The organism is Bifidobacterium favimelis, from assembly GCF_037963085.1.
Taxonomy (GTDB): Bacteria; Actinomycetota; Actinomycetes; order Actinomycetales; family Bifidobacteriaceae; genus Bombiscardovia; species Bombiscardovia favimelis.
The window spans coordinates 253193-271921 of the sequence record NZ_JBANDZ010000001.1 but is presented as its reverse complement, the minus strand read 5'-3'; the positions used below and the strand labels follow the sequence as shown (position 1 = coordinate 271921).

The window sequence follows — 18729 nt, the reverse complement described above, 5'->3', positions numbered from 1 at the left end:
GCTCTGCCGGACCGTTCTGGGGACGGCCCGGCAGTTCAAGTGAGCCTGCGGGTCTTCCACCCGCCTGCCTCATTTGATGTCAGTGACCTTCATGACGATGTGGCCGATGATGTAGAAGGCGGCCGTCCAGGCGACCATGAGCAGGCCGCACTGCCACCACTGCGGGTCGAAGGCCATGTCCTGCTCGGGCAGGGGGGGATTCGCATCCAGGAAGCTGGCGATGAGGGACATCGGAAAGACCCTGGACAGGGGGGCGACCCAACTGAAGTAGCGCTGGAAACCGGAGATGATGTCCAGGAAGGTGGGGATGAACATGACGACGGCGAAGACCACCAGGACCCCACCCAATGTGGACCGGCACAGGGCCCCGATTCCGACCGCCATGACGGCGAAGAGGGTCAGCATGGCAGGGGTGCCCAGGATGATGACCCAGGGCAGTCTGGACATGGAAGCCTCCAGGGGACCGTTTTGCTCCGAAGACAGGACCGCCTGCACACAGGCCCAAGAGACCAGGACCGACAGCTGGGAGGCGACCCAGGTGACCAAGGCCACGCAGACGCCCTTGCCGGCCAGGACCATGCCCCTGTGAGGATTGGCGGTCAGGGTCGAATCGATGGAGGATGAGGTGTAGTCGGCGGTCACGCTCATGACGCCCAGAATGGCCACGATGATGGCGGAAACCTGGTAGAGGCTGCCGATCGCCGACCAGTATGCGGACGCGGACAAACCGGGAGCCTGACCGGCCGGCATATCCGTCCCGTTCGTGAGCTTCATCATGAAGGCCAGAATCAGACCGCCCGCAGGCAGGGCCAGGAAGTCGAGCAGGAGCATGATCCAGGTGGACCTCAGGCTGAGGAGCTTGCGCATCTCGCCGCGGACCGACCGCATCAGGGAGACATGCACCCTCCCGGACAGCCCTCCCCTGACTCCTCGACCCGACGGGGGGAAGGCCCCGCCGGCATCAGTCCGCACCACTGCGTGCCGTGGCATGTTCTCGCTCATCGTCCGCCTCCCATGGGGTTGCCTGCCGTCCGGCCGATCGCCGTCCGGCCATCCGCCGGAGTTCCCCGGCCAGGTGAGGCCAGGGGCCTGGGCACCTCCCCCGGGGTACGGGATCTGTACTCCGCCTCGCCATGGGTCAGGGCCAGGTAGGCATCCTCCAAGGAGACCTGTTCCTGGCGGAACTCATACATGACCACACCCTCGCGGGCCAGAAGATCGGCCAGGGTGGTCAGGGGAATTCCGGTGATTCTGAAGGCCCGGGCCTGCTCAGGCAGGTCGGTCCGCCTGGGGTCGGGCTGCAAGGAGGCACCCGCCATGGTGGTCACGACCGCCGTCAACCTGTCGGGCTGGGGGGTGACGACCCTGATGGAGTCGATCGAGTGTTCCTCGATGAAGTGGCTGACCGTTGTGGTTTCCATGATCTTCCCCTTGCCGATGATGACCAGGTCATCGGCCGTCAGCGCCACCTCGCTCATCAGGTGGGAGCTCAAGAGGACGGCCCGCCCCTGTGAGGCATAGTAGCGGCAGATCTCACGCACCCACTTGACCCCCTCCGGGTCGAGCCCGTTGACCGGTTCGTCCAGGATCAGGTTCCGCGGGTCGCCCAGAAGGGCAGCGGCGAAGGAGAGGCGCTGACTCATACCCAGGGAGAAGGTCCCCGCCTTCTTCTTTGCCACCTGGGCGATGCCGGTGATGTCCATGACCTCCTTGACCCGGCTTTCGGGAATCCCGTTCATCTGGGCCAGGGAACACAGGTGGTCGTATGCGGATCGTGACTTATGGGCCGACCGTGGATTGAGCACGGAGCCGACGGCCGTCATGGGGGAACGCATCCGGGCAAAGTTTTCCCCGTCGATCAGGGCCTGGCCTCTGTCGGGCCGGACCAGGGCCAGGGCCGTGCGCATGGTGGTGGATTTCCCTGCCCCGTTAGGACCCAAGAATCCTGTGACCCTGCCGTCCTCTGCGACGAAGGAGACATCGTCGATGGCAGGCTTCCTGCCGAATGTCTTACTGAGATGCCGTATCTCTATCATGCGCCGAGAATAACACCGATCGGGACGTTTCCCCATCATTTTCCCGACGACCGGACAGGCCCCGCCCATGGGGCCGCACCCTTGTGACCACCGGCACCGCTGGCATGGACGGGGGCATGAAGGCCTCCATCGGGCGCCGCACAGGCACTGGCACAGGGACCGCACAGGCACCACAGAGGGTGAAACCGGCCGGCCTTGGAAAGGCCTTTGGTCACCCCACGGCCCACTGGCTTATCCAGGAGTGCATGGCCACGGCTGCCGCGGCCCCGGCGTTGATCGAGCGCACGGATCCGAACTGGGAGATGTAGACCACATCGTCCGCCAGTTCCAGGGCCCTGTCTGACAGGCCTGGCCCCTCGGCGCCGAAGATCATCAGGCAGCGCCTGGGAAAGTCATAGGTCTCGATGGGGACCGACCCGGGCACGTTGTCCACGGCGATCAGGCGTGGTACGGGATGTCCCGTCCGGCCGGACTCCTCTTTCAGGTATTCCACCAGGGAGGTCACGCTGGGGTGGTGGATCACATGCTGGTAGACCTCGGTCATCAGGGAACCCTTCCGGTTCCACTTGTGGGGGCCGATCAGATGGACGCGAGCCGCCCCGAAGGCGTTGGCGCTGCGGACCACGGAGCCGATGTTGAAGTCATGGGTCCAGTTCTCCACCGCCACCTCGAACCCCTGCCGGCCCCGGTCGTCCAGGTCCTGCCTGATGGCCTCCACGCTCCAGTAGCGGTAACGGTCCAGCACGTTGCGCCTGTCCCCCTGGTCCAGCAGGTCGCTGTCGTACCGTGGGTCATAGGCAGGGCCGGAGGGGTCGTCCGGGCGGGGCAGGTCGGGATGCTCCTGCGACCATGGCCCCACCCCCACCGGCCGGAAGGAGGGCTCCCCCGACAGCCTGGCGGCGGCCGTAACCGGGTTGGGGTCCCTCACCGCTCCCCCTCCCCGGCAGGGCCGCCCGGCCGATCGCCGACGGGGCCAGATGAACCGGACCCTTCCGGGCGGAATTCGTCCTCCCTGAAGGCGCAGATGAAGGGCCTGGTCGTGCGGGTGCCATCGACCGGATCCACGAGGTCCACGGTGGGCCGCCCGGTCTGATCAGCCCCCCGGCCGACCCCGCCGACCAGGGAGGCCACGGCCACGACCGTCGCCCCCTCCCTCTTGACAACGCCGAAATCCAGGTTGAGTTCATTCCCCTTCCGGAGGGTGACCAGGGAGGAGGTTTGCACGTATGACTTCTCGCTGAGCCAGGCATCGAGAAGAATCACCTTCTTGCCCCGGATGGAGGGCCCCTTGATGGAGGGGTAGACGAAGTCCATGACGAAGGCATCCAGATCCTGCCCCCGTGAGGCGGCGGCATGGAGCATGGCATCGGCCAGGGGGACGGCTGCGGCCGTCAGGGCTCCGACCGCATCGAAGTCGCCGACGGCGTACCCGGCGTCTTCCAGGGTGTCCAGGAGGACGTGACCGGCCAGTTCCGCCCCCCTGTGGTCGAAGGTGACCCCGCTCAGCTCGGTGAAAGGCCTGCCGCCTATCTCGGCGGCCAGGAGCCCCCTCAACTGTTCGTTGGTGTCCTGCAGGCTCTCGTCATCGCTTTCGGCCCCGATGAGGTCCGGGGTCCCGGTAGGGCGGAAGGCCCCGGACCGGTCACCGCTGAAGTTCGCTGAAGATGTCATGTCTATTAGGGTAACGCCGGCCGGTTACCCCTCCGGACCGTTTCCACGACCCGCCCTCAGGACCGGTCACCGTCCGCATCCCCCTCCGGTTGGACCTCGGGGGCGGTCAGCTCACGTATGTCCGCCTTGTCCGGATCGATCATGTCGACCGGCTCTATGACCTTGGAGGGATCCAGGTTCTGCAGCTTTCTGGCCGTGACCAGGACGCGCGATTCCAGAGAGGTGGCGAACTGGTTGTAAGCGGTCACCGTCCGCGTGATCGACTTTCCCAGTTTGCCCGCCCTCTCCCCTAGGACGGCGAAGCGCTCATAGAGCTCGCGGGTAAGGGTGAAGAGGGTCTTGGCATCGTCGGTCAGGCTCTGCTGCTGCCAGGCATAGGCCACCGATTTGAGCACGGCCCAGAGGGTCACCGGGGAGGTCAGCGCCACCTTCTGGGCAAAGGCGTCATCCATGAGGCTTGGGTCCACTTCCAGGGCTGCCTGAAGGAGGGAATCGTTGGGGATGAAGGCGATGACAAAGTCGGGGGCCGTGTCGAATGCGTTCCAATACTCCTTGTCACCCAGGGCCTTCACATGGTCGCGCAGGGCCTTGGCATGGGACTTGAGGAGTTCGTCACGGCGCCGGAGCTCGTCCTCCGAGGCCGTTTCGGCGATCTCGCAGGCCCGCTGGTAGTCGGAGTAAGGGGCCTTGGCATCGATGAGAATGGTCTTGCCGCCCGGGAGGTGGACGATCATATCCGGCCGGTAGACCCTGCCGTCGGGGGCTGTGACCACCACCTGGGTGTCGAAGTCCACATGTTCCAGCAGACCGGCGGACTCCACGATGTTCCTGAGCTGGGCCTCCCCCCAGGCCCCGCGCACCTTGTTGTTGCGCAGGGCGGAAGCCAGGGAGCTGGTCTCCTTGTCCAGCCGGCCCTGCTGCTCCCCAAGGCTCTTGAGCTGCTGGCCCAGTGCGCCCATCTCCTGCTTGCGGCCCTCCTCGATCTGGGCCACCTTGTGCTGGAGAGCATCGAGGTTCTTCTGGACAGGGGCCAGGGCGCTCAGGACCTTCCCCTCCTCCTCCAGGTCCTGGGCCTGTTTCTTGCGCTTCTCCTCCTCACGGGCCTGGGCCAGCTCCCTCTCCCTGGCCAGGCGTATCTGCTCGGCCTGCTGGGCCTGGGCCAACTGGGACTTGACGAAGGCGATCTCCTGGCTCATCCCCTCCACCCTAGTCCTGTACTCGACCACATGGGAATCGGACTCCTGCAGGCGTGCCTGGGCATCCTCAAGACGGGTGCGCATCTGGTCCAACTCACCGTTGGCGGCCAGACCCGCCGACTGACGGGACCTGGACCTCCCCCAGAGGTATCCGGCCGCGCCGCCTATGAGCAGGCCGATTACGATGAGCAGGGCTGCGGTCAGGGCGGAAGACAAGGAATCGAACATATGTTCTAGCTAACTACCCGGCATGGACGGTGACGGGGAGGAACAATACGTTTTTTTCGGCAAGGAAATGACCATTGAACCGGAAAGACCCCCTTCATGCGAGACAATGGTGTCAACGGGTCCTGCGGGCACTGCGCGACCCGCCGATTCGGACGAAGTGAGGAGGCCCCGTGGGAATCGACATTTTCCTGGCCATCGGCGACATCGTCGTGGCCTGCGCCGTTACATGGTTCATCATCCAGTACTTCCTCGCCTCAGACAGGCATCAGGTCCAGTCCTCCCCAGAGGAGGTCACCGGGGCCCTCCCTTCAACCGAGACCGACCGGGGGGACGGGAACGGAACAGGAGCGGAACCGGCGCAGGCAGAAGGAACCGTGGGTGGAGCGGCAGGCAGGAGCGAAGCCGGAGGGCAGACCGCCCGATCGGACGAGGCCGGAACGGATGTGGATGGCCTGTCACACCAGCGGAGGCATTTCATTCAGATGACCGTGCTGAGCGCGATCCTGACCCTGCCCGTCCTGGTCATCGACCTTCTGGCCCGGTTCTCCCCGGAGGCGATGCCCGAATGGTTGGCCAGCCCATGGATACAGGCCATCCTCATCACCCCCGTCTTCTTCTACTGCGGCAGTTCGGTCATCACGGACGGCTGGTCGGCCATCCGCAGCCACCGGACCGATCCGGGCCTCCTGGCCTCACTGGCCGCAACCGTGGCCTATGTGTACAGCCTGGCCACATGCCTGGCAAACTCCCTCCTGCCCGAAGGATCCCGCCTGCCCTACTTCGACGTGGTCGGCGTCATCATCACCCTCTCCTTGTTCGCCCAGGCCCTGGAGAGGGAGACACGCATATCCATGGTCCACCTCCTGGATTCCCTGGGCAGGATCCGTCCGGAACAGGCCCACCTTGTCGAGGATGGGACCGGGGCAAGGGACGGCGAGGAAGGCAACAACGCCATGGCAGGCGGATACACGGGCGTGGAAGCGCATCCTAAGACCCGTCTGATCGGCCGAAGCGAGCTGAAGACAGGAGACGTCGTCCTCGTGGGGGCCGGCGAGCGCTTCCCCGCCGACGGGAAGATACTCTCCGGAAGGGGCCGGGTTGATGCCTCCGACCTGGGAAGCCGGGGCGAGCCAGCCCTCTGCGGGCAGGGGGACCGGGCGCTGGAGTCCACCCGCCTGACCGAGGGAGGGGTGACCCTCCTGGTCGAGCAGACGGGCGAGAACACCTATATCGACAGACTGACCGGGGTCATTCGCAAGGCCTTCACCGGACGGTCTTCGGCCTCCGACAGGGTGGACCGGATAGTCCACATGGTCATCTGTCTGGTCATGATCATCTCCGTTTGGACGTTCATGATCTGGCTCCTGGTCGGCCCGCAACCCCACCTGGCCCATGCCGTGGCCAACGCGGTCTGCGTCCTGGCCATCTCCTGCCCCATGGCCTCGGCACTGGCCATACCCCTGGCCTTCAGGACCTCACTGAGCACGGGGATAAACAGGGGGCTTCTCTTCACCTCACCGGCCGCCATGGGGGCGGTCAGCCACACATCCACGGTCGTCTTCGACGACTCCAGCCTCCTGCAAGGCCAGACCGGCGGGGACAGGGGCGAGTCCGGGACGAAGAGGAAGACCGCCCTGGTGGACGAGGCCGGACTGACCCGGGCGACCACCCACCTGCGGGACCTGAATGTCTCTACCGTGATATTCGACGGTGCTGCCGGTCCGACTGACATCCTGGCCGGCCCGGAAGCCGGCAAGGCGACGGGCAACCACCTGTCCGATAAGGCCCGGACGGATGGGGAAGGCCCCCGGAAGGCCCCGGTGGCCCCCTCCCAGGCGATTGAGCACGCAGCCAGACGGGCGGGCGTGGACACCCTGATAACCGGACTGACCGAGGAGGGCAAGATCGGCTGGATCAAGCGTCTCATCAGGGACCGCGCCGGGGCCGGGCAGGGCAGACCCGAAGGAGGTCGAAGCGGAGAAGGCGCGACCGTCCGGCCGAAGTCAGGCCCGAAGAACGGCCTGGTGGCCATGGTCGCCGCCGGCCGGGAGCAGACCGGCGCGCAGGCGGCCGCACAGGTGCGCGTATCTATGGGCATCTGGCCCGCATCCTCTTCCATGCAGGATGGAGCCGGCCAGGAGGAGGCAACGGGCACAGGCAGCGTCTTCGATCTGGAGCCGGAAGACCTCATCCCCCAGTCGGAACGGGTCGGGCATGAACCCTCCCGGAGCGGGTCAGACCTGATCATAGGCAGCGGGGATCTGGACGGGGTCGGCAGGGCGGTCGACCTGGCAAGGTCCACCAGGCGGATAACCAACCAGAACCTGGGCTGGTCATATGTCTACAACATCGTCGCGGTGGTTCTGGCCACCGGGGCCTTCTACCCCCTGGTGGGGTGGATGGTCAACCCCATCCTGGCCCCCATAGCCACCGCCGTCGCGGTCATCCTTCCCATGCTGAACGTCTACCGCCTCCACCGGCTGAGCCGACTGAGCCGGCGGTGGAGAAGGCTGGAGTCCGCCGACCCGGACGGCCTGCCCACGGTGGCGGCCAACAGACCGCGGATCATCGTGGACAGCCGGCGGCGGCAGGCCGAAGACATGCTGAAGAAGATGAGAAGGGATCCGTCAGGTCCTCAGGGTGGCTGACCAGGCATCCCAGGCGAAAGATGCGTAAGGGGCGGGCCCCGATGTCCTGGAAGACGACATCGGGACCCGCCCCTTACTTTCAGGTCAGCACGTAGACGGCGGCCGCAGGGCGATCAGGGGATCACACCCCTGATCCGTCCCCGCCCTGATGGTCGGTGCCGCTGCCGTCCCGGCCTTGCGAACCTTCGCCACTGCGGGCATCCCCGCCATGTGATTCTTCACCGGAGGCATCCCCGTCGGCCGTGACATCCTCTATGTCCACGTCGTCCACCAGCTTGTCGGTAGGCCAGGCGGTCAGCTCCAAATGCTCGCCACCGGTCTGGTCCACCAGGACGGTGTCCCCGTCGTGGACCTGGCCGGCCAGGAGCATCCGGGCCAACTGGTCGCCCACTTCGGTCTGGACCAGACGACGCAGGGGGCGGGCCCCGAAGGCGGGATCGTACCCCATATTGGCCAGCCAGTCGCGGGCGGAGTCCGACACGTCCAGGGTGATCCTCCGGTCCGTGAGCCTCTGGGCCACCTGCCTGACCTGGATGTCGACGATGGACCCAAGTTCGTCCCGGGTGAGGGGATGGAAGATGACCAGCTCGTCCAGGCGGTTGATGAATTCCGGCTTGAAGGTGGCATGGACGGCATCCATGACGGCCTTGCGCTTGGCATCTTCGTCCAGATCCTCGTTCACAAGGAACTGTGAACCCAGGTTGGATGTCATGATCAGGATGGTGTTCTTGAAGTCCACCGTCCTGCCCTGCCCGTCGGTCAGACGGCCGTCATCCAACACCTGCAGGAGGATGTCGAAGACCTCGGGGTTGGCCTTTTCCACCTCATCGAAGAGGACCACGGAGTAAGGCCGACGACGGACGGCCTCGGTCAGCTGGCCTCCCTCCTCGTAACCCACGTACCCGGGGGCCGCGCCGATCAGGCGGGAGACGGATGCCTTCTCCATGTACTCGGACATGTCGATGCGGACCATGGCCTTCTCGTCGTCGAAGAGGAAGTCGGCAAGCGCCTTGGCCAACTCGGTCTTGCCCACGCCGGTGGGGCCGAGGAACATGAAGGACCCGGTCGGACGGTCGGGGTCGGAGATGCCTGCACGCGAGCGCCGCACGGCATCGGAGACCGCACGGATCGCGTCCTTCTGCCCGATCACTCTCTTGCCCAGGTAGTCCTCCATGTGCAGGAGCTTTTCGTTCTCCCCCTCCATGAGCCTGCCCACGGGGATGCCGGTCCAGTCGGAGACGATTTCGGCCACCGAATCCGCATCCACATGGTCAGGGACCATGGGCTCCTGGGAGGGGCCGCCCACCGCATCGGCCCCGTCGGGCTGCGAACCCCGGGCTGCGGCCGCCTTGGCCTGGTCGGCGGCGTTCTCGGCCTGGGCCAGCTCCTTCTGGATGCCGGGGATCTCACCGTACAGAATCCGGGAGGCCTTCTCAAGGTCCCCCTCACGGGTGGCCTTGTCGGCCTCCACCCTCTTGGCATCCAGCTGGGCACGAAGGTCGCCGACCTTGTTGTGGCCGGCCTTCTCCCGATCCCAACGGGCCTTGAGGCCGCCGAGCTTTTCGCGGGAGTCGGCCAGCTCGCCCTGGAGCTTCTCCAGGCGGTCCTTGGAGGCCGGGTCATCCGCCTTCTTGAGCTGCATCTCCTCCATCTCCAGGCGGGTCACCCTGCGCTGGAGCTCGTCGATCTCCTCGGGCTGGGAATCCAGCTCCATCCTCAGATGGGCCGCGGCCTCGTCGACCAGGTCTATGGCCTTGTCGGGCAGCTGCCGGCCGGAGATGTACCTGTTGGACAGGGTGGCGGCCGCCACCAGGGCGTCGTCACCGATGGTCACCTTGTGATGGGCCTCATAACGCTGCTTGAGACCGCGCAGGATGGCGATGGTGTCCTCGACGGAGGGCTCGCCCACGAAGACCTGCTGGAAACGGCGCTCCAGGGCCGGGTCCTTCTCGATGTTCTCCCGGTACTCGTCCAGGGTGGTCGCCCCTATCAGGCGGAGTTCACCCCTGGCCAACATGGGCTTGAGCATGTTGCCTGCATCCATGGATCCCTCGCTGGCACCGGCCCCGACGATGGTGTGGATCTCGTCGATGAAGGTGATGATCTGCCCGTTGGCGCTCTTGATCTCATTCAGCACGGACTTCAAGCGCTCTTCGAACTCCCCCCGGTACTTGCTGCCCGCCACCATGGAGGCCAGGTCAAGGGATATGAGCTTCTTGCCCTGGAGGGTGGTGGGGACATCGCCGGCCACGATCCGTTCTGCCAGCCCCTCCACGACGGCGGTCTTGCCCACGCCGGGCTCGCCGATCAGGACCGGGTTGTTCTTGGTGCGGCGGGAGAGTATCTGCATGACGCGGCGGATCTCCTGGTCGCGTCCGATCACCGGGTCCAGCTTGCCCTCCTTGGCCTGAGCGGTCAGGTCGGTGGAGTATTTCTCAAGTGCCTTATAGGTTCCCTCTGCATCGGGACTGGTCACCTTGGCCCCGCCACGGACCTTGGGAACCGCCTGACGGAGGGTGTCCGGGGTCACGCCTGCCTGCCGCAGGATATCCGCCGCCTGAGAGGGACCCACGGCGATGGCGATGAGGAGGTGCTCGGTGGAGACATACTCGTCCCCCATCTGCTGCATCTCCTTTTCGGCCTGGCCGATCGCCATGCTGAGCTGCCTGCTGGCCTGGGGCTGCGATGCGGTCGAACCCGAAGCCGAAGGCAGGGCCACGAGGGCCTGGCGCACGGCTGCACCTATGGCCTGGCTGTCTCCGCCTGCGGCCTGGATCAGGCCGTTGACCACACCGGACTGCTGACGCAGGAGGGAGTCAAGCAGGTGGAGGGTGTCCACCTGGGGGTTCCCCGCCGCCGACGCCGTCTGGATGGCGTCTCCTATGGCCTCCTGGGCCATGGTCGTGAAGTTCTGTTCCATATGTCCTCCAACTGTCCGAGCGCCACAGCCCGCTGCCGCAGGCCGCAGACGCCCTTTCTTGTATCTGCCTCCTACAACAGGAGGCCGGGAGGACTTATTCCCAAACTTGAGCGTTCCAGGCTCAAGTTTCAGTCTGGCATGGAACCAGGCCTGACGGCCGAAGCGATTGGGGCCGCCTACTCTCCGATGACCACGTTGCGCAGGTCGCCGATCCCCTCCACGTGGACCACTGCCTCGTCCCTGTCCTTGAGGGTGCCGGAGGCATCCGGCGTCCCGGTCATGATGACGTCACCCGGCAAGAGGGTGGCGAAACTGGAGATGAAGGCGATCTGTTCGGGGATGGAGTGGATCAGGTTCGCGGTGGTCCCGCTTGCCTGGGGAACATCCTGACCGTTGAGCCTGAAGGAGATCTTCGCATGTGCGGGGTCCAGGTCGGTCTCGATCCAAGGCCCCAGCGGGCAGGCGGTGTCGAAACCCTTGCAGCGGGTCCACATGGGGTCGTCCCCCTGTATGTCCCTCAGGGTCACGTCGTTCACACAGGTGTATCCCAGGACGTGGTCCATGGCCTCGTCCCTGCTCACCCTGCGGGCCATCCGTCCGATGACCACGGCCACCTCCGGCTCGAAGTTCATGTCCCGGCTGAAGGAAGGCCTGACGATGGGGTCATCCGGGCCGATCACGCTGGTCGACGGCTTCATGAAGATCACCATATCCTCAGGCGGCTCCGGGGCCGAGGGCCGCCCCTGGTCGGCCGCGGAGGCCGTGCGGGTCCGGTAATTCCTGGCCAGGCCGAAGATCTTGGAGGGGATGACTGGGGCCAGCAGACGGATGCCATCGTCGTCGAGTGCGTACCGCTGACCGGTCGGCTGGACCTGTCGGCCGCTGAGCGGGTATCCGTCGAGCTCGATCAGGTACTCCTTCCCGTCCTTCTTGTCCGTCTGCACGAAGGCGTAACGGGGGCTGTCATCGGTGGAAAAACGCGCTATTCTCATGTGTCCGAGTCTAGCCGGTCGGCGGGTCAAAAAAACGACGCGGCAGGGGAATCCGTCCGCTCAGGGACGGTGACCGTCTTCGTTGATGCAGGCAGAGGAAAATCTCTGACCGCATTCAGCTTCAGGCGGTCTTCTGACCGGAAAACACCGCTATACTTGACGAATAATTTACAGTATCCTGTAACAACGCTGATTTACATGATGATGATCAATATAAAAGGACGGCAATGAAAAACGAATACACGACTCTGGCCCGGCTCTTCCATGCAGACAGGTCTTCGGATGCGGTCAAACACCACGATGATCTCGTCAAGGCCAGGCTGGAAGCCGATTCGACCTTCCGTACCGGGATCATCACCCCTCTCGGCGAGCTCTTCATCGCCACACCGGCCGCAATGAGCCGATCTGTTGAGGACATCCTCCTGACCGAGAGGAGGATCGGAGATCTCTGGAGCCAGCTGCCCGCCAGGGTCAAGACCCAGTATGTGCGCACCTTCGCGGCCCGCGAAATCCAGGCCACCAGCGAGATGGAGGGAATCAACTGCAACCCCGAGGAGGCCGTCCAGGCGGTCGCCATGGCCTGCGGGGACCAGACTTCGCAGTCCCCCCGCCGCCGAGGCCCCAAGCAGGGCGACGGAACCAGGTTCGTCGGCCTGGCCAGACTCTACATGGGCCTGTGCGAAGAGAGCGTCGACATGCCAAGGAGCCTGGAGGACCTGAGCAGAATCTATGAGGATGTGTCCGGAAAGGGGCTGGTCGGGGACGGCCAGAAGGAGGGACCGTCCGCAGACGGACAGGCCGATGAGGCCCAACCGGGGGCCGGGCCCGACGAGGGCGACCGGAAGCAGGCCGGGAGTGAGGAGGAGGGAACAAGCCGGAACGCAGTCGGCCGGGGCCAGGTCGACCTCAATGTCCTGCTCACGGAGATGATCGGCCTGGTCCAGTCCGATGCCGTGCCCAACCTGCAATCGGGCATCGCAAGCCACTTCCTCTTCGAGTACATGCAGCCCAACCACGAGGGCAACGGACAGGTCGGACGCTACCTGCTCGCCCTGGGCCTGAACCGGGTACTGACCCGACCGACGACCCTGACTCTGTCGCAGGTGATCAACGAGCACAGGAGCACTTACCGCAGGGCCCTGGCAGAGGCGGAGGACAGGATCAACGCCGGGGAGCTCACCTTCTTCGTCATGACCATGCTCGACTTGATCGGCATGGCCCAGGAGGAGCTGGCGAATGAGCTGGGTCTGAAGACGGACCAACTGGTCAAGGCCTGTGACCTGAGCCGGACCCTCTCATCCGAACACGAGCTGACGGACAAGGCCAGCACCATCCTCTGCAGCGTCATGCAGGGGGAGCTCTTCGGCTCCGCCACCCCCATCGACTTGGATGAGGCATCCGACCTGGTGCGTATGAAGAAGCAGACGACCAGGAAGTACATCGACGAGCTGGACAGGAACGGCTTTGTCTCCTTCACCTGCAGGAGGCCCCTGAAGTTCCGTGGGTCGGACACCCTGCGCGAGCAGATGGGCCTGTGCACCGAGGGGTCCTACCCCATGGAGTGACCCGTCCGGACCGAGGTGGGCAGGGCCGCAGGCATAACCGTTCTTCAGATGAAGGCGCGTTCGCCGAAAATGGCCCTTCCCACCCGCACCTGGGTGGACCCCTCGGCCACCGCCCAGGCAAGGTCATCGGTCATCCCCATTGACAGGGTCCGGCATGTGCCGGTACCGGCCTGGCCGCTGTTTCGGATGGCTTCGCACAGGCCGCGCAGGTGGCTGAACCCCCGCCGGACCGTGGATTCGTCATCCACATGGGCCCCCACGGTCATCAGACCGTCAAGTTCCAGCCCCTCCAGGCCGGCAAGGGTGCAGGCCAGGTCGAAGGCCGAATCTGGGTCACAGCCGGATTTGGACTCCTCCCCGGATTCGTTGACTTCCAGATAGACGCCCATGGTCAGTCCGCCGGCCTGGGCGCGGACCGCGATCTTCCTGGCCAGGTCCAGGTTGTCGACGGACTCGACCGTATCGACCTGGTGGAGGACCTTGTTGATCTTGTTGGCCTGGAGCTGCCCGATCAGGTGGAAGCCCAGATCCACACCCCGTCGTGCGCTCTGGACGGCAATACCCTGAGCCTTGGCCGCGACCTCCTGGGGCCGGTTCTCGCCGATCAGACGGATGCCGGCATCGACGGCCGCCATGATCTCCCCCACATCGCGCGTCTTCGTGGCCGCCAGAAGGGCGACCGAACCCTCGGGACGACCGGCGGCCCCCTCGGCCTGACGGATCAGATCCTCCACCCGATGGACCCCGTCTCCTATCTTGACGGCCCGCTCAGGTCCGATCACCTGATTGGCCAGGTCCTTGTGCTCCATATAAGCGACCACGCATCCGCCTCCTGAAATCTCCTGCCGGCCACCGGATCCGATTCAGATGCCGAGGCAGGGGGCCCAACTGGAGGGCCCGCCGGCCTGTAGCCGACTGACCGTCATGGTAGCCGCCGCCTTCTACCGGTCAGTCCATCTCCAAGCCGGCCTCGTCCAGGCGGCGGTCCGCGAGGTCCCGCCTGAGCGCCTTCCAGGTGAAACCATCCACCAGGTCGGCAGCGGCGACCGGTTCGGGATGGGGCAGAAGACCTAGCAGGCAGGCGCAGATCCCGATCACGCGCTCCGGCGACCACCCCCGGGCACGTAGGGTGCCCAAGTCCAAGGACCCGTATCTCTTGGACATCCTCCTGCCATCCGCACCGTCGATCAGCGGGAGATGGGCATACTGGACCGGACCGGCATCCCGGTCCAGCCTCTCCCGGATCCAGGACTGTATGGCGGTCGACCGGAGGAGGTCCCTCCCCCGGACCACCTGGTTGACCCCCATGTCCAGATCGTCGACCGTGACCGCCAGCTGGTAGGACATCAGACCGTCAGAGCGCTGGATGACCACATCGCCCAGGTCCCGTGGCAGTGTGTACACCCTGTCCCCAAAGACCAGATCATGAAAACGGCAGACGGCTCCGGGATCCCCCGGATCGGCGGGTACGGCGATTCGCAGGCTGTGCCTGTTACCGGATTCCAAACGGAATCGGACCAGGTCGTAAGGCAGCCCACGGCAGGTCCCCGGATAGATCGTGAACCCATCCCCCTCATTGGGGGCAGAAGCGGCACGGATATCGGCCCTGGAACAGAAACAGGGATAGACCAGGGGTTGATCCCCCTCGGGCGTATCCGGCCAGGCATGGTCGTCCAGCATGCGACCACCCAGGGTCTGGCCCTTCAGGACTTCAAGGGCATGGCGGTAGACGGCCCCCCGCCGTGACTGATAGGCCACTGGGCCATCCCAGTCCAGGCCCAGCCAGGCCAGATCGTCCATGATCCACCGGTCCGCATCTTTGACGACACGGGGCCCGTCGATGTCCTCGATACGCAGGATGACACGGCCACGGCGGCCCTGGGACCTGACGGCCAGCCAGGCCGCCAGGCAGGCATAGACGTTCCCCAAGTGCATCCTGCCCGTGGGGGAAGGAGCCATCCGCCCTACGACAGGCGGCGGAAGGGGATTGCGAGACTGGCCCAACTTACCGTCAGAAGGTGTCGAGGAGCTGGTCGATCTCCGGGAAGTGCTTGACCTCGGGCCGCCAGACAGGCCGCCCCTTGGCGATGACCAGGCGGGGGGAGGCCAAGGTACGCAGGTTCTTGACCGGGTCTTCGTCGAGGACGATCATGTCCGCGTCCTTGCCGATGGAAATGGAACCGGTCACATCCTCGAAGCCCAGGTCACGGGCGTTCACCTGGGTGCCTGCGTTGAAGGCCTGGGCCGGGGTGAACCCCGCATAACGGACCAGGAGGTCCATCTCACGCCAGGTGGTGTACTGGGGGACGAAGGTCATGCCGGTGTCGGTCGCCACCCCCACGGGGATGCCGTTGGCATGGGCATCCCTGGCCCCCTGGACCATACCGTCCACCACCAGTTCGGAATTGCCCCGGACGATGTCGCTGATCCCCAGCTGTTCCTGACTGAGCTGGGTCAGGGGGAGGCCGGCCGAGAGGGTGGGGTCGAGGATGGAATAGCCCCGCAGGGAACGGGGATTGTGGCGGAAGAGCTCCAACATCTCGTCGTTGAGGGCGCTGCCATGCTCGATGGTGTCGACCCCTGCCTTGAGGGCCCTCATGACCCCCTCCTGGCCCTGGGCGTGGGCGGCCACTATGACCCCGTACTCGTGGGCCTCGTCGCAGATGGCGGCCATCTCCTCCTCGGTCATCTGCGGGGTGCCTGCGACTCCCAGCTTGGTGGCGTCCGTCACGCCGCCGGTGGCGGCGATCTTGATGGCGTTGACCCCGTGGTCCAGGTTGATCCGGGTGTTGCGCCTGGCTTCCTCGGGATTGGATGAGGCCAGGGCGATCAGGGGGTCCCCATGGCCACCGGGGATGGCCAGGAGGGGACCGGATGCCAGGATGCGGGGCCCGATCATGTCGTCGGCATCGATCCTGTTGCGCAGTGCCACAGCCTCATAACCCACGTCTCCCATGGTCCGCATGGTGGTGACACCGGAGTTGAGGAGGGTCATGATATTGGCCTTGGCCTGTGACCGCATGTAAACCTTGCCCAGAGGACTGTGCAGGAGCTTGATGGCCGTCTTCTGGGTCTTTTGCGAGGTGGCTCCGCTGGTCAGCGGACGGCCGTCCGAGAAGAGGTGGGTATGGGCGTTGATCAGTCCCGGGGCCACATACTTGCCCGTGGCGTCGATTTGGTGGTAGTCCGCAGGGATGTAAGCCTGCTGGCTGGGTGTGACCTGCTCGATCCTCCCGTCCGCGCCGACCAGGATCGTCATGTCGCGCTCGACGGTCCCCTGCTCATCACCGGTGGCGATGTCCGCATGCACGATAGCAAACGGTTCGCGCTCTTTTCTTCCCAGAAGATGCCCCATGATCTCCCACCTGCTTTCATTCGAGTCCCCACCGCCCCGGCTCCATCCAGTCCGCCCGGGCCCTGTCAATACCATGGTACCTTCTCCTCCCCCTACAGCGCGGGTGGATCGGCGGATTGTCCGGGGAATGAACAGGTCCGTCCCCCTATATGCGGAAGAGGGGCGTCACTGGCTCCACGCCCCCAAATGATCGAGGAACCGTCCGCCCTGCGCGTGAGGTGCCACAAGACAGGAACGAGTGCGGGCATAAGGAAGGCGGCTGCCGGGACATACCCGACAGCCGCCTGAGTCAACCTCTGTCAACGGCCTTTGCGGACCGGTTGTTCAGCTGGTAATCTCACTTCTCCCAGCCCCAGTTCTGGACAGGCACGTTCTCGAAGCCTGCAGGACCATAGTTGGCCAGGCCCTTCTTCACGGCCGTGAAGTTAGGCTGCGTGGTGTAGGGGAAGGTGCCGTAGAGGGCCAGAGCGGCCTTCTCGGCCTTGTTGACCGCCTTGATCGACTCCGCTGTGTCGGCGATCGAAGTCGGGGCCTTGAGCTCCTTGTCGATCTCCGCAGTGCCTACCAGGGTGTAGTTGCTCTCAGAGTCGGACCCGTAAATCTGGTAGGCGCTGGTCTGGGCATCGAAGGGGCTGCTGGTGGACCATCCCATGCCGATGACTTCATAATCATGATCGTTCATGGTCTTGGACCACTTGGAGGTGTCCCTGCCGTCGAGGTTGATCTTGACCCCGATCTGCTTCATCATCTGCTGGTAGGCCCTTGCCCGTGCGGTGATCGTGGGGTCATCGCCGAAGTAGGTGTACCGGGCGGTCAGGGTCTTCCCGTCCTTGGCGTAGTAGCCGTCGGATCCCATCTTGTACCCGTCCTGCTCGAGCACCTTCTTGGCCCCGTCGCGGTCCACCTGCTGGGCCTCCTTGGGACGGTTGTCATCGGCACCCTCCTGGAAGGCAGGGAAGAGTTCGGAACCGGGCGTCTTCGGGGTCCAATTCATCCCCTGGTAGGCGATCTTGTTCATGGTCGTGGTGTCAAAGCCCATGGTCATGGCCCGCCGCACCTGGAGGTCCTTGAGGACTTCGCTCTTGGCGTTGTACACCATGACGGACGTGCTGCCACTGTAGCCGACGCGGATCTGGATGTCCTTCATCCCCTGGACGGTCTTGAGGCGGTTGCCGTTCCCAACGGCAGTGGCATCGAGCTCCCCGTTCTTGAAGGAGTTGAGGGAGGCCTGATCCTCCAGGTACTTGTAGGTGACCTTCTCCAGCTTGGGCTTGTCTCCCCACCAGTTCTCGTTGGGGACGAAGACGATTCCCGTGTTGTCGGAGCTCTGCACCTTGAAGGGGCCAGCCCCCCACTCGCTGTGCGGGTTGTTGACCCAGCCAGAGGTGAAGACCTTGGGATCCATGGCCTTGGGGTTGTACAGGGTTTGGAACACGCCCTGCCAGGGGGTCGATACCTTGGCATAGGTCACGACCGCCTGCTTGGGGTTGGTCCCCTGCTCCACACTGGCGATGTCTTCAGAACCCGCGGTGCTGGCCGGCGAATAGCCCTTGTTCTTGCCGTTGGTCACTTCCCAGGTAGCTTTGAAGGCGGTCCAGTCAATCTCGCTGCCGTCGTTCCACTTGGCCTTGGGGTTGATGTCGTAGGTGACTGTGAAGGGGTCCTGCTTGGTGACCTCGGCCTTGGTCAGATAGTCCGGGTTCGGCTTCATGTTGCCCTTGGCGTCGAACAGGAAGAGGTTGTTGGGCATGTACAGGTCCCACAGCCTCGACATGTAGAGGGAGTTCCCATCTGAACTCACCTTGTTGAAATTCTCCGTCTGGGTAGTGGGCAGGGTCAGCGTGCCGCCATCTTTGATCTGGTCACGGGACTTGGCGTTGTTGTGGACCTCGTCCTTGGCGGGCATGGCATAGGTGCCCTTGAAATCGCCCGAATAGCCGGAGGCAGGCTGTGCCTCTCCGGGCTGTGCCTTGCCCTTGTCGCCACCGGCGTTGTTGTTGCCCCCGCCGCAGCCGGCCAAGGCCATGGCCATGGCGGCCGTGACCGCCGTCGCTGCGGACAGGCGTTTTATGAAGGTAGAACTGCCTCTCATATGTGTCCCTCTCTTTTCCCAGGCGA

General features: G+C 64.7%; 13 protein-coding genes. 2 read left to right on the top strand and 11 right to left on the bottom strand.

What is annotated here, in order from left to right; all coding sequences use genetic code 11:
• Positions 1-69: 69 nt before the first annotated feature.
• The 5 genes from V6584_RS00995 to V6584_RS00975 form a co-directional block, all read right to left on the bottom strand.
• A complete protein-coding gene (locus tag V6584_RS00995) occupies positions 70-1002 on the bottom strand; it encodes a hypothetical protein (protein WP_340468592.1) in 933 nt (310 codons plus the stop codon).
• Entirely contained in the window at positions 999-2036 is a 1038-nt protein-coding gene (locus V6584_RS00990) for an ATP-binding cassette domain-containing protein (RefSeq protein WP_340468591.1), read from the bottom strand. Before V6584_RS00990 ends, V6584_RS00995 begins: the two co-directional genes overlap by 4 nt.
• A 211-nt stretch (positions 2037-2247) precedes the next feature.
• Positions 2248-2964 carry a TrmH family RNA methyltransferase gene (locus tag V6584_RS00985; RefSeq protein ID WP_340468590.1) on the bottom strand — a complete coding sequence of 239 codons (717 nt, stop codon included), beginning with the start codon at positions 2962-2964 and terminating at the stop codon, positions 2248-2250.
• Positions 2961-3707: a type I phosphoribosyltransferase gene (locus tag V6584_RS00980; RefSeq protein ID WP_340468589.1), complete on the bottom strand. Its 747-nt coding sequence runs from the start codon at positions 3705-3707 to the stop codon at positions 2961-2963. The genes V6584_RS00985 and V6584_RS00980 overlap by 4 nt, the downstream gene beginning before the upstream one ends.
• Before the next feature lie 56 nt (positions 3708-3763).
• Positions 3764-5131 carry a DNA recombination protein RmuC gene (locus tag V6584_RS00975; RefSeq protein ID WP_340468588.1) on the bottom strand — a complete coding sequence of 456 codons (1368 nt, stop codon included), beginning with the start codon at positions 5129-5131 and terminating at the stop codon, positions 3764-3766.
• Between the two features lie 170 nt (positions 5132-5301).
• On the opposite strand from V6584_RS00975, the gene V6584_RS00970 reads away from it, so the two are divergent.
• A complete protein-coding gene (locus tag V6584_RS00970) occupies positions 5302-7779 on the top strand; it encodes a P-type ATPase actuator domain-containing protein (protein WP_340468587.1) in 2478 nt (825 codons plus the stop codon).
• 121 nt (positions 7780-7900) lie between these two features.
• Here V6584_RS00970 and clpB read toward each other — a convergent pair whose 3' ends face one another.
• Both clpB and V6584_RS00960 read right to left on the bottom strand, forming a co-directional pair.
• Entirely contained in the window at positions 7901-10699 is a 2799-nt protein-coding gene (gene clpB / locus V6584_RS00965) for an ATP-dependent chaperone ClpB (RefSeq protein ID WP_340468586.1), read from the bottom strand.
• 176 nt (positions 10700-10875) lie between these two features.
• The gene (locus tag V6584_RS00960) at positions 10876-11691 is read right to left on the bottom strand and encodes a fumarylacetoacetate hydrolase family protein (protein ID WP_340468585.1); all 816 of its coding nucleotides are present in this window, start codon (positions 11689-11691) and stop codon (positions 10876-10878) included.
• 227 nt (positions 11692-11918) lie between these two features.
• Here V6584_RS00960 and V6584_RS00955 point away from each other — a divergent pair, with 227 nt between their 5' ends.
• Positions 11919-13256, top strand: coding sequence for a Fic family protein (locus V6584_RS00955; RefSeq protein WP_340468584.1), 1338 nt, complete (start codon positions 11919-11921; stop codon positions 13254-13256).
• A gap of 44 nt (positions 13257-13300) precedes the next feature.
• On the opposite strand, the gene V6584_RS00950 is transcribed toward V6584_RS00955, so the two are convergent.
• From V6584_RS00950 to V6584_RS00935, 4 genes are all read right to left on the bottom strand, one after another.
• Positions 13301-14077 (bottom strand): YggS family pyridoxal phosphate-dependent enzyme, encoded by a 777-nt coding sequence (locus tag V6584_RS00950; RefSeq protein WP_340468583.1) that lies wholly within the window; start codon positions 14075-14077, stop codon positions 13301-13303.
• Between the two features lie 127 nt (positions 14078-14204).
• The gene (locus V6584_RS00945; protein WP_340468582.1) at positions 14205-15215 is read right to left on the bottom strand and encodes a glutamate--tRNA ligase family protein; all 1011 of its coding nucleotides are present in this window, start codon (positions 15213-15215) and stop codon (positions 14205-14207) included.
• A 52-nt stretch (positions 15216-15267) separates the two neighbouring features.
• Positions 15268-16611 (bottom strand): amidohydrolase family protein, encoded by a 1344-nt coding sequence (locus V6584_RS00940; protein WP_340468581.1) that lies wholly within the window; start codon positions 16609-16611, stop codon positions 15268-15270.
• 337 nt (positions 16612-16948) lie between these two features.
• The gene (locus tag V6584_RS00935) at positions 16949-18703 is read right to left on the bottom strand and encodes an ABC transporter family substrate-binding protein (RefSeq protein ID WP_340468580.1); all 1755 of its coding nucleotides are present in this window, start codon (positions 18701-18703) and stop codon (positions 16949-16951) included.
• Positions 18704-18729: the final 26 nt, after the last annotated feature.

Bases quoted from the DNA above. Each gene is read 5' to 3' on its own strand.
- V6584_RS00940 (WP_340468581.1), bottom strand. From the start codon at position 16,611: ATGGGGCATCTTCTGGGAAGAAAAGAGCGCGAACCGTTTGCTATCGTG.
- V6584_RS00935 (WP_340468580.1), bottom strand. From the start codon at position 18,703: ATGAGAGGCAGTTCTACCTTCATAAAACGCCTGTCCGCAGCGACGGCG.
- V6584_RS00975 (WP_340468588.1), bottom strand. From the start codon at position 5,131: ATGTTCGATTCCTTGTCTTCCGCCCTGACCGCAGCCCTGCTCATCGTA.
- V6584_RS00980 (WP_340468589.1), bottom strand. From the start codon at position 3,707: ATGACATCTTCAGCGAACTTCAGCGGTGACCGGTCCGGGGCCTTCCGC.
- V6584_RS00945 (WP_340468582.1), bottom strand. From the start codon at position 15,215: ATGGCTCCTTCCCCCACGGGCAGGATGCACTTGGGGAACGTCTATGCC.
- clpB (WP_340468586.1), bottom strand. From the start codon at position 10,699: ATGGAACAGAACTTCACGACCATGGCCCAGGAGGCCATAGGAGACGCC.
- V6584_RS00990 (WP_340468591.1), bottom strand. From the start codon at position 2,036: ATGATAGAGATACGGCATCTCAGTAAGACATTCGGCAGGAAGCCTGCC.
- V6584_RS00995 (WP_340468592.1), bottom strand. From the start codon at position 1,002: ATGAGCGAGAACATGCCACGGCACGCAGTGGTGCGGACTGATGCCGGC.
- V6584_RS00955 (WP_340468584.1), top strand. From the start codon at position 11,919: ATGAAAAACGAATACACGACTCTGGCCCGGCTCTTCCATGCAGACAGG.
- V6584_RS00960 (WP_340468585.1), bottom strand. From the start codon at position 11,691: ATGAGAATAGCGCGTTTTTCCACCGATGACAGCCCCCGTTACGCCTTC.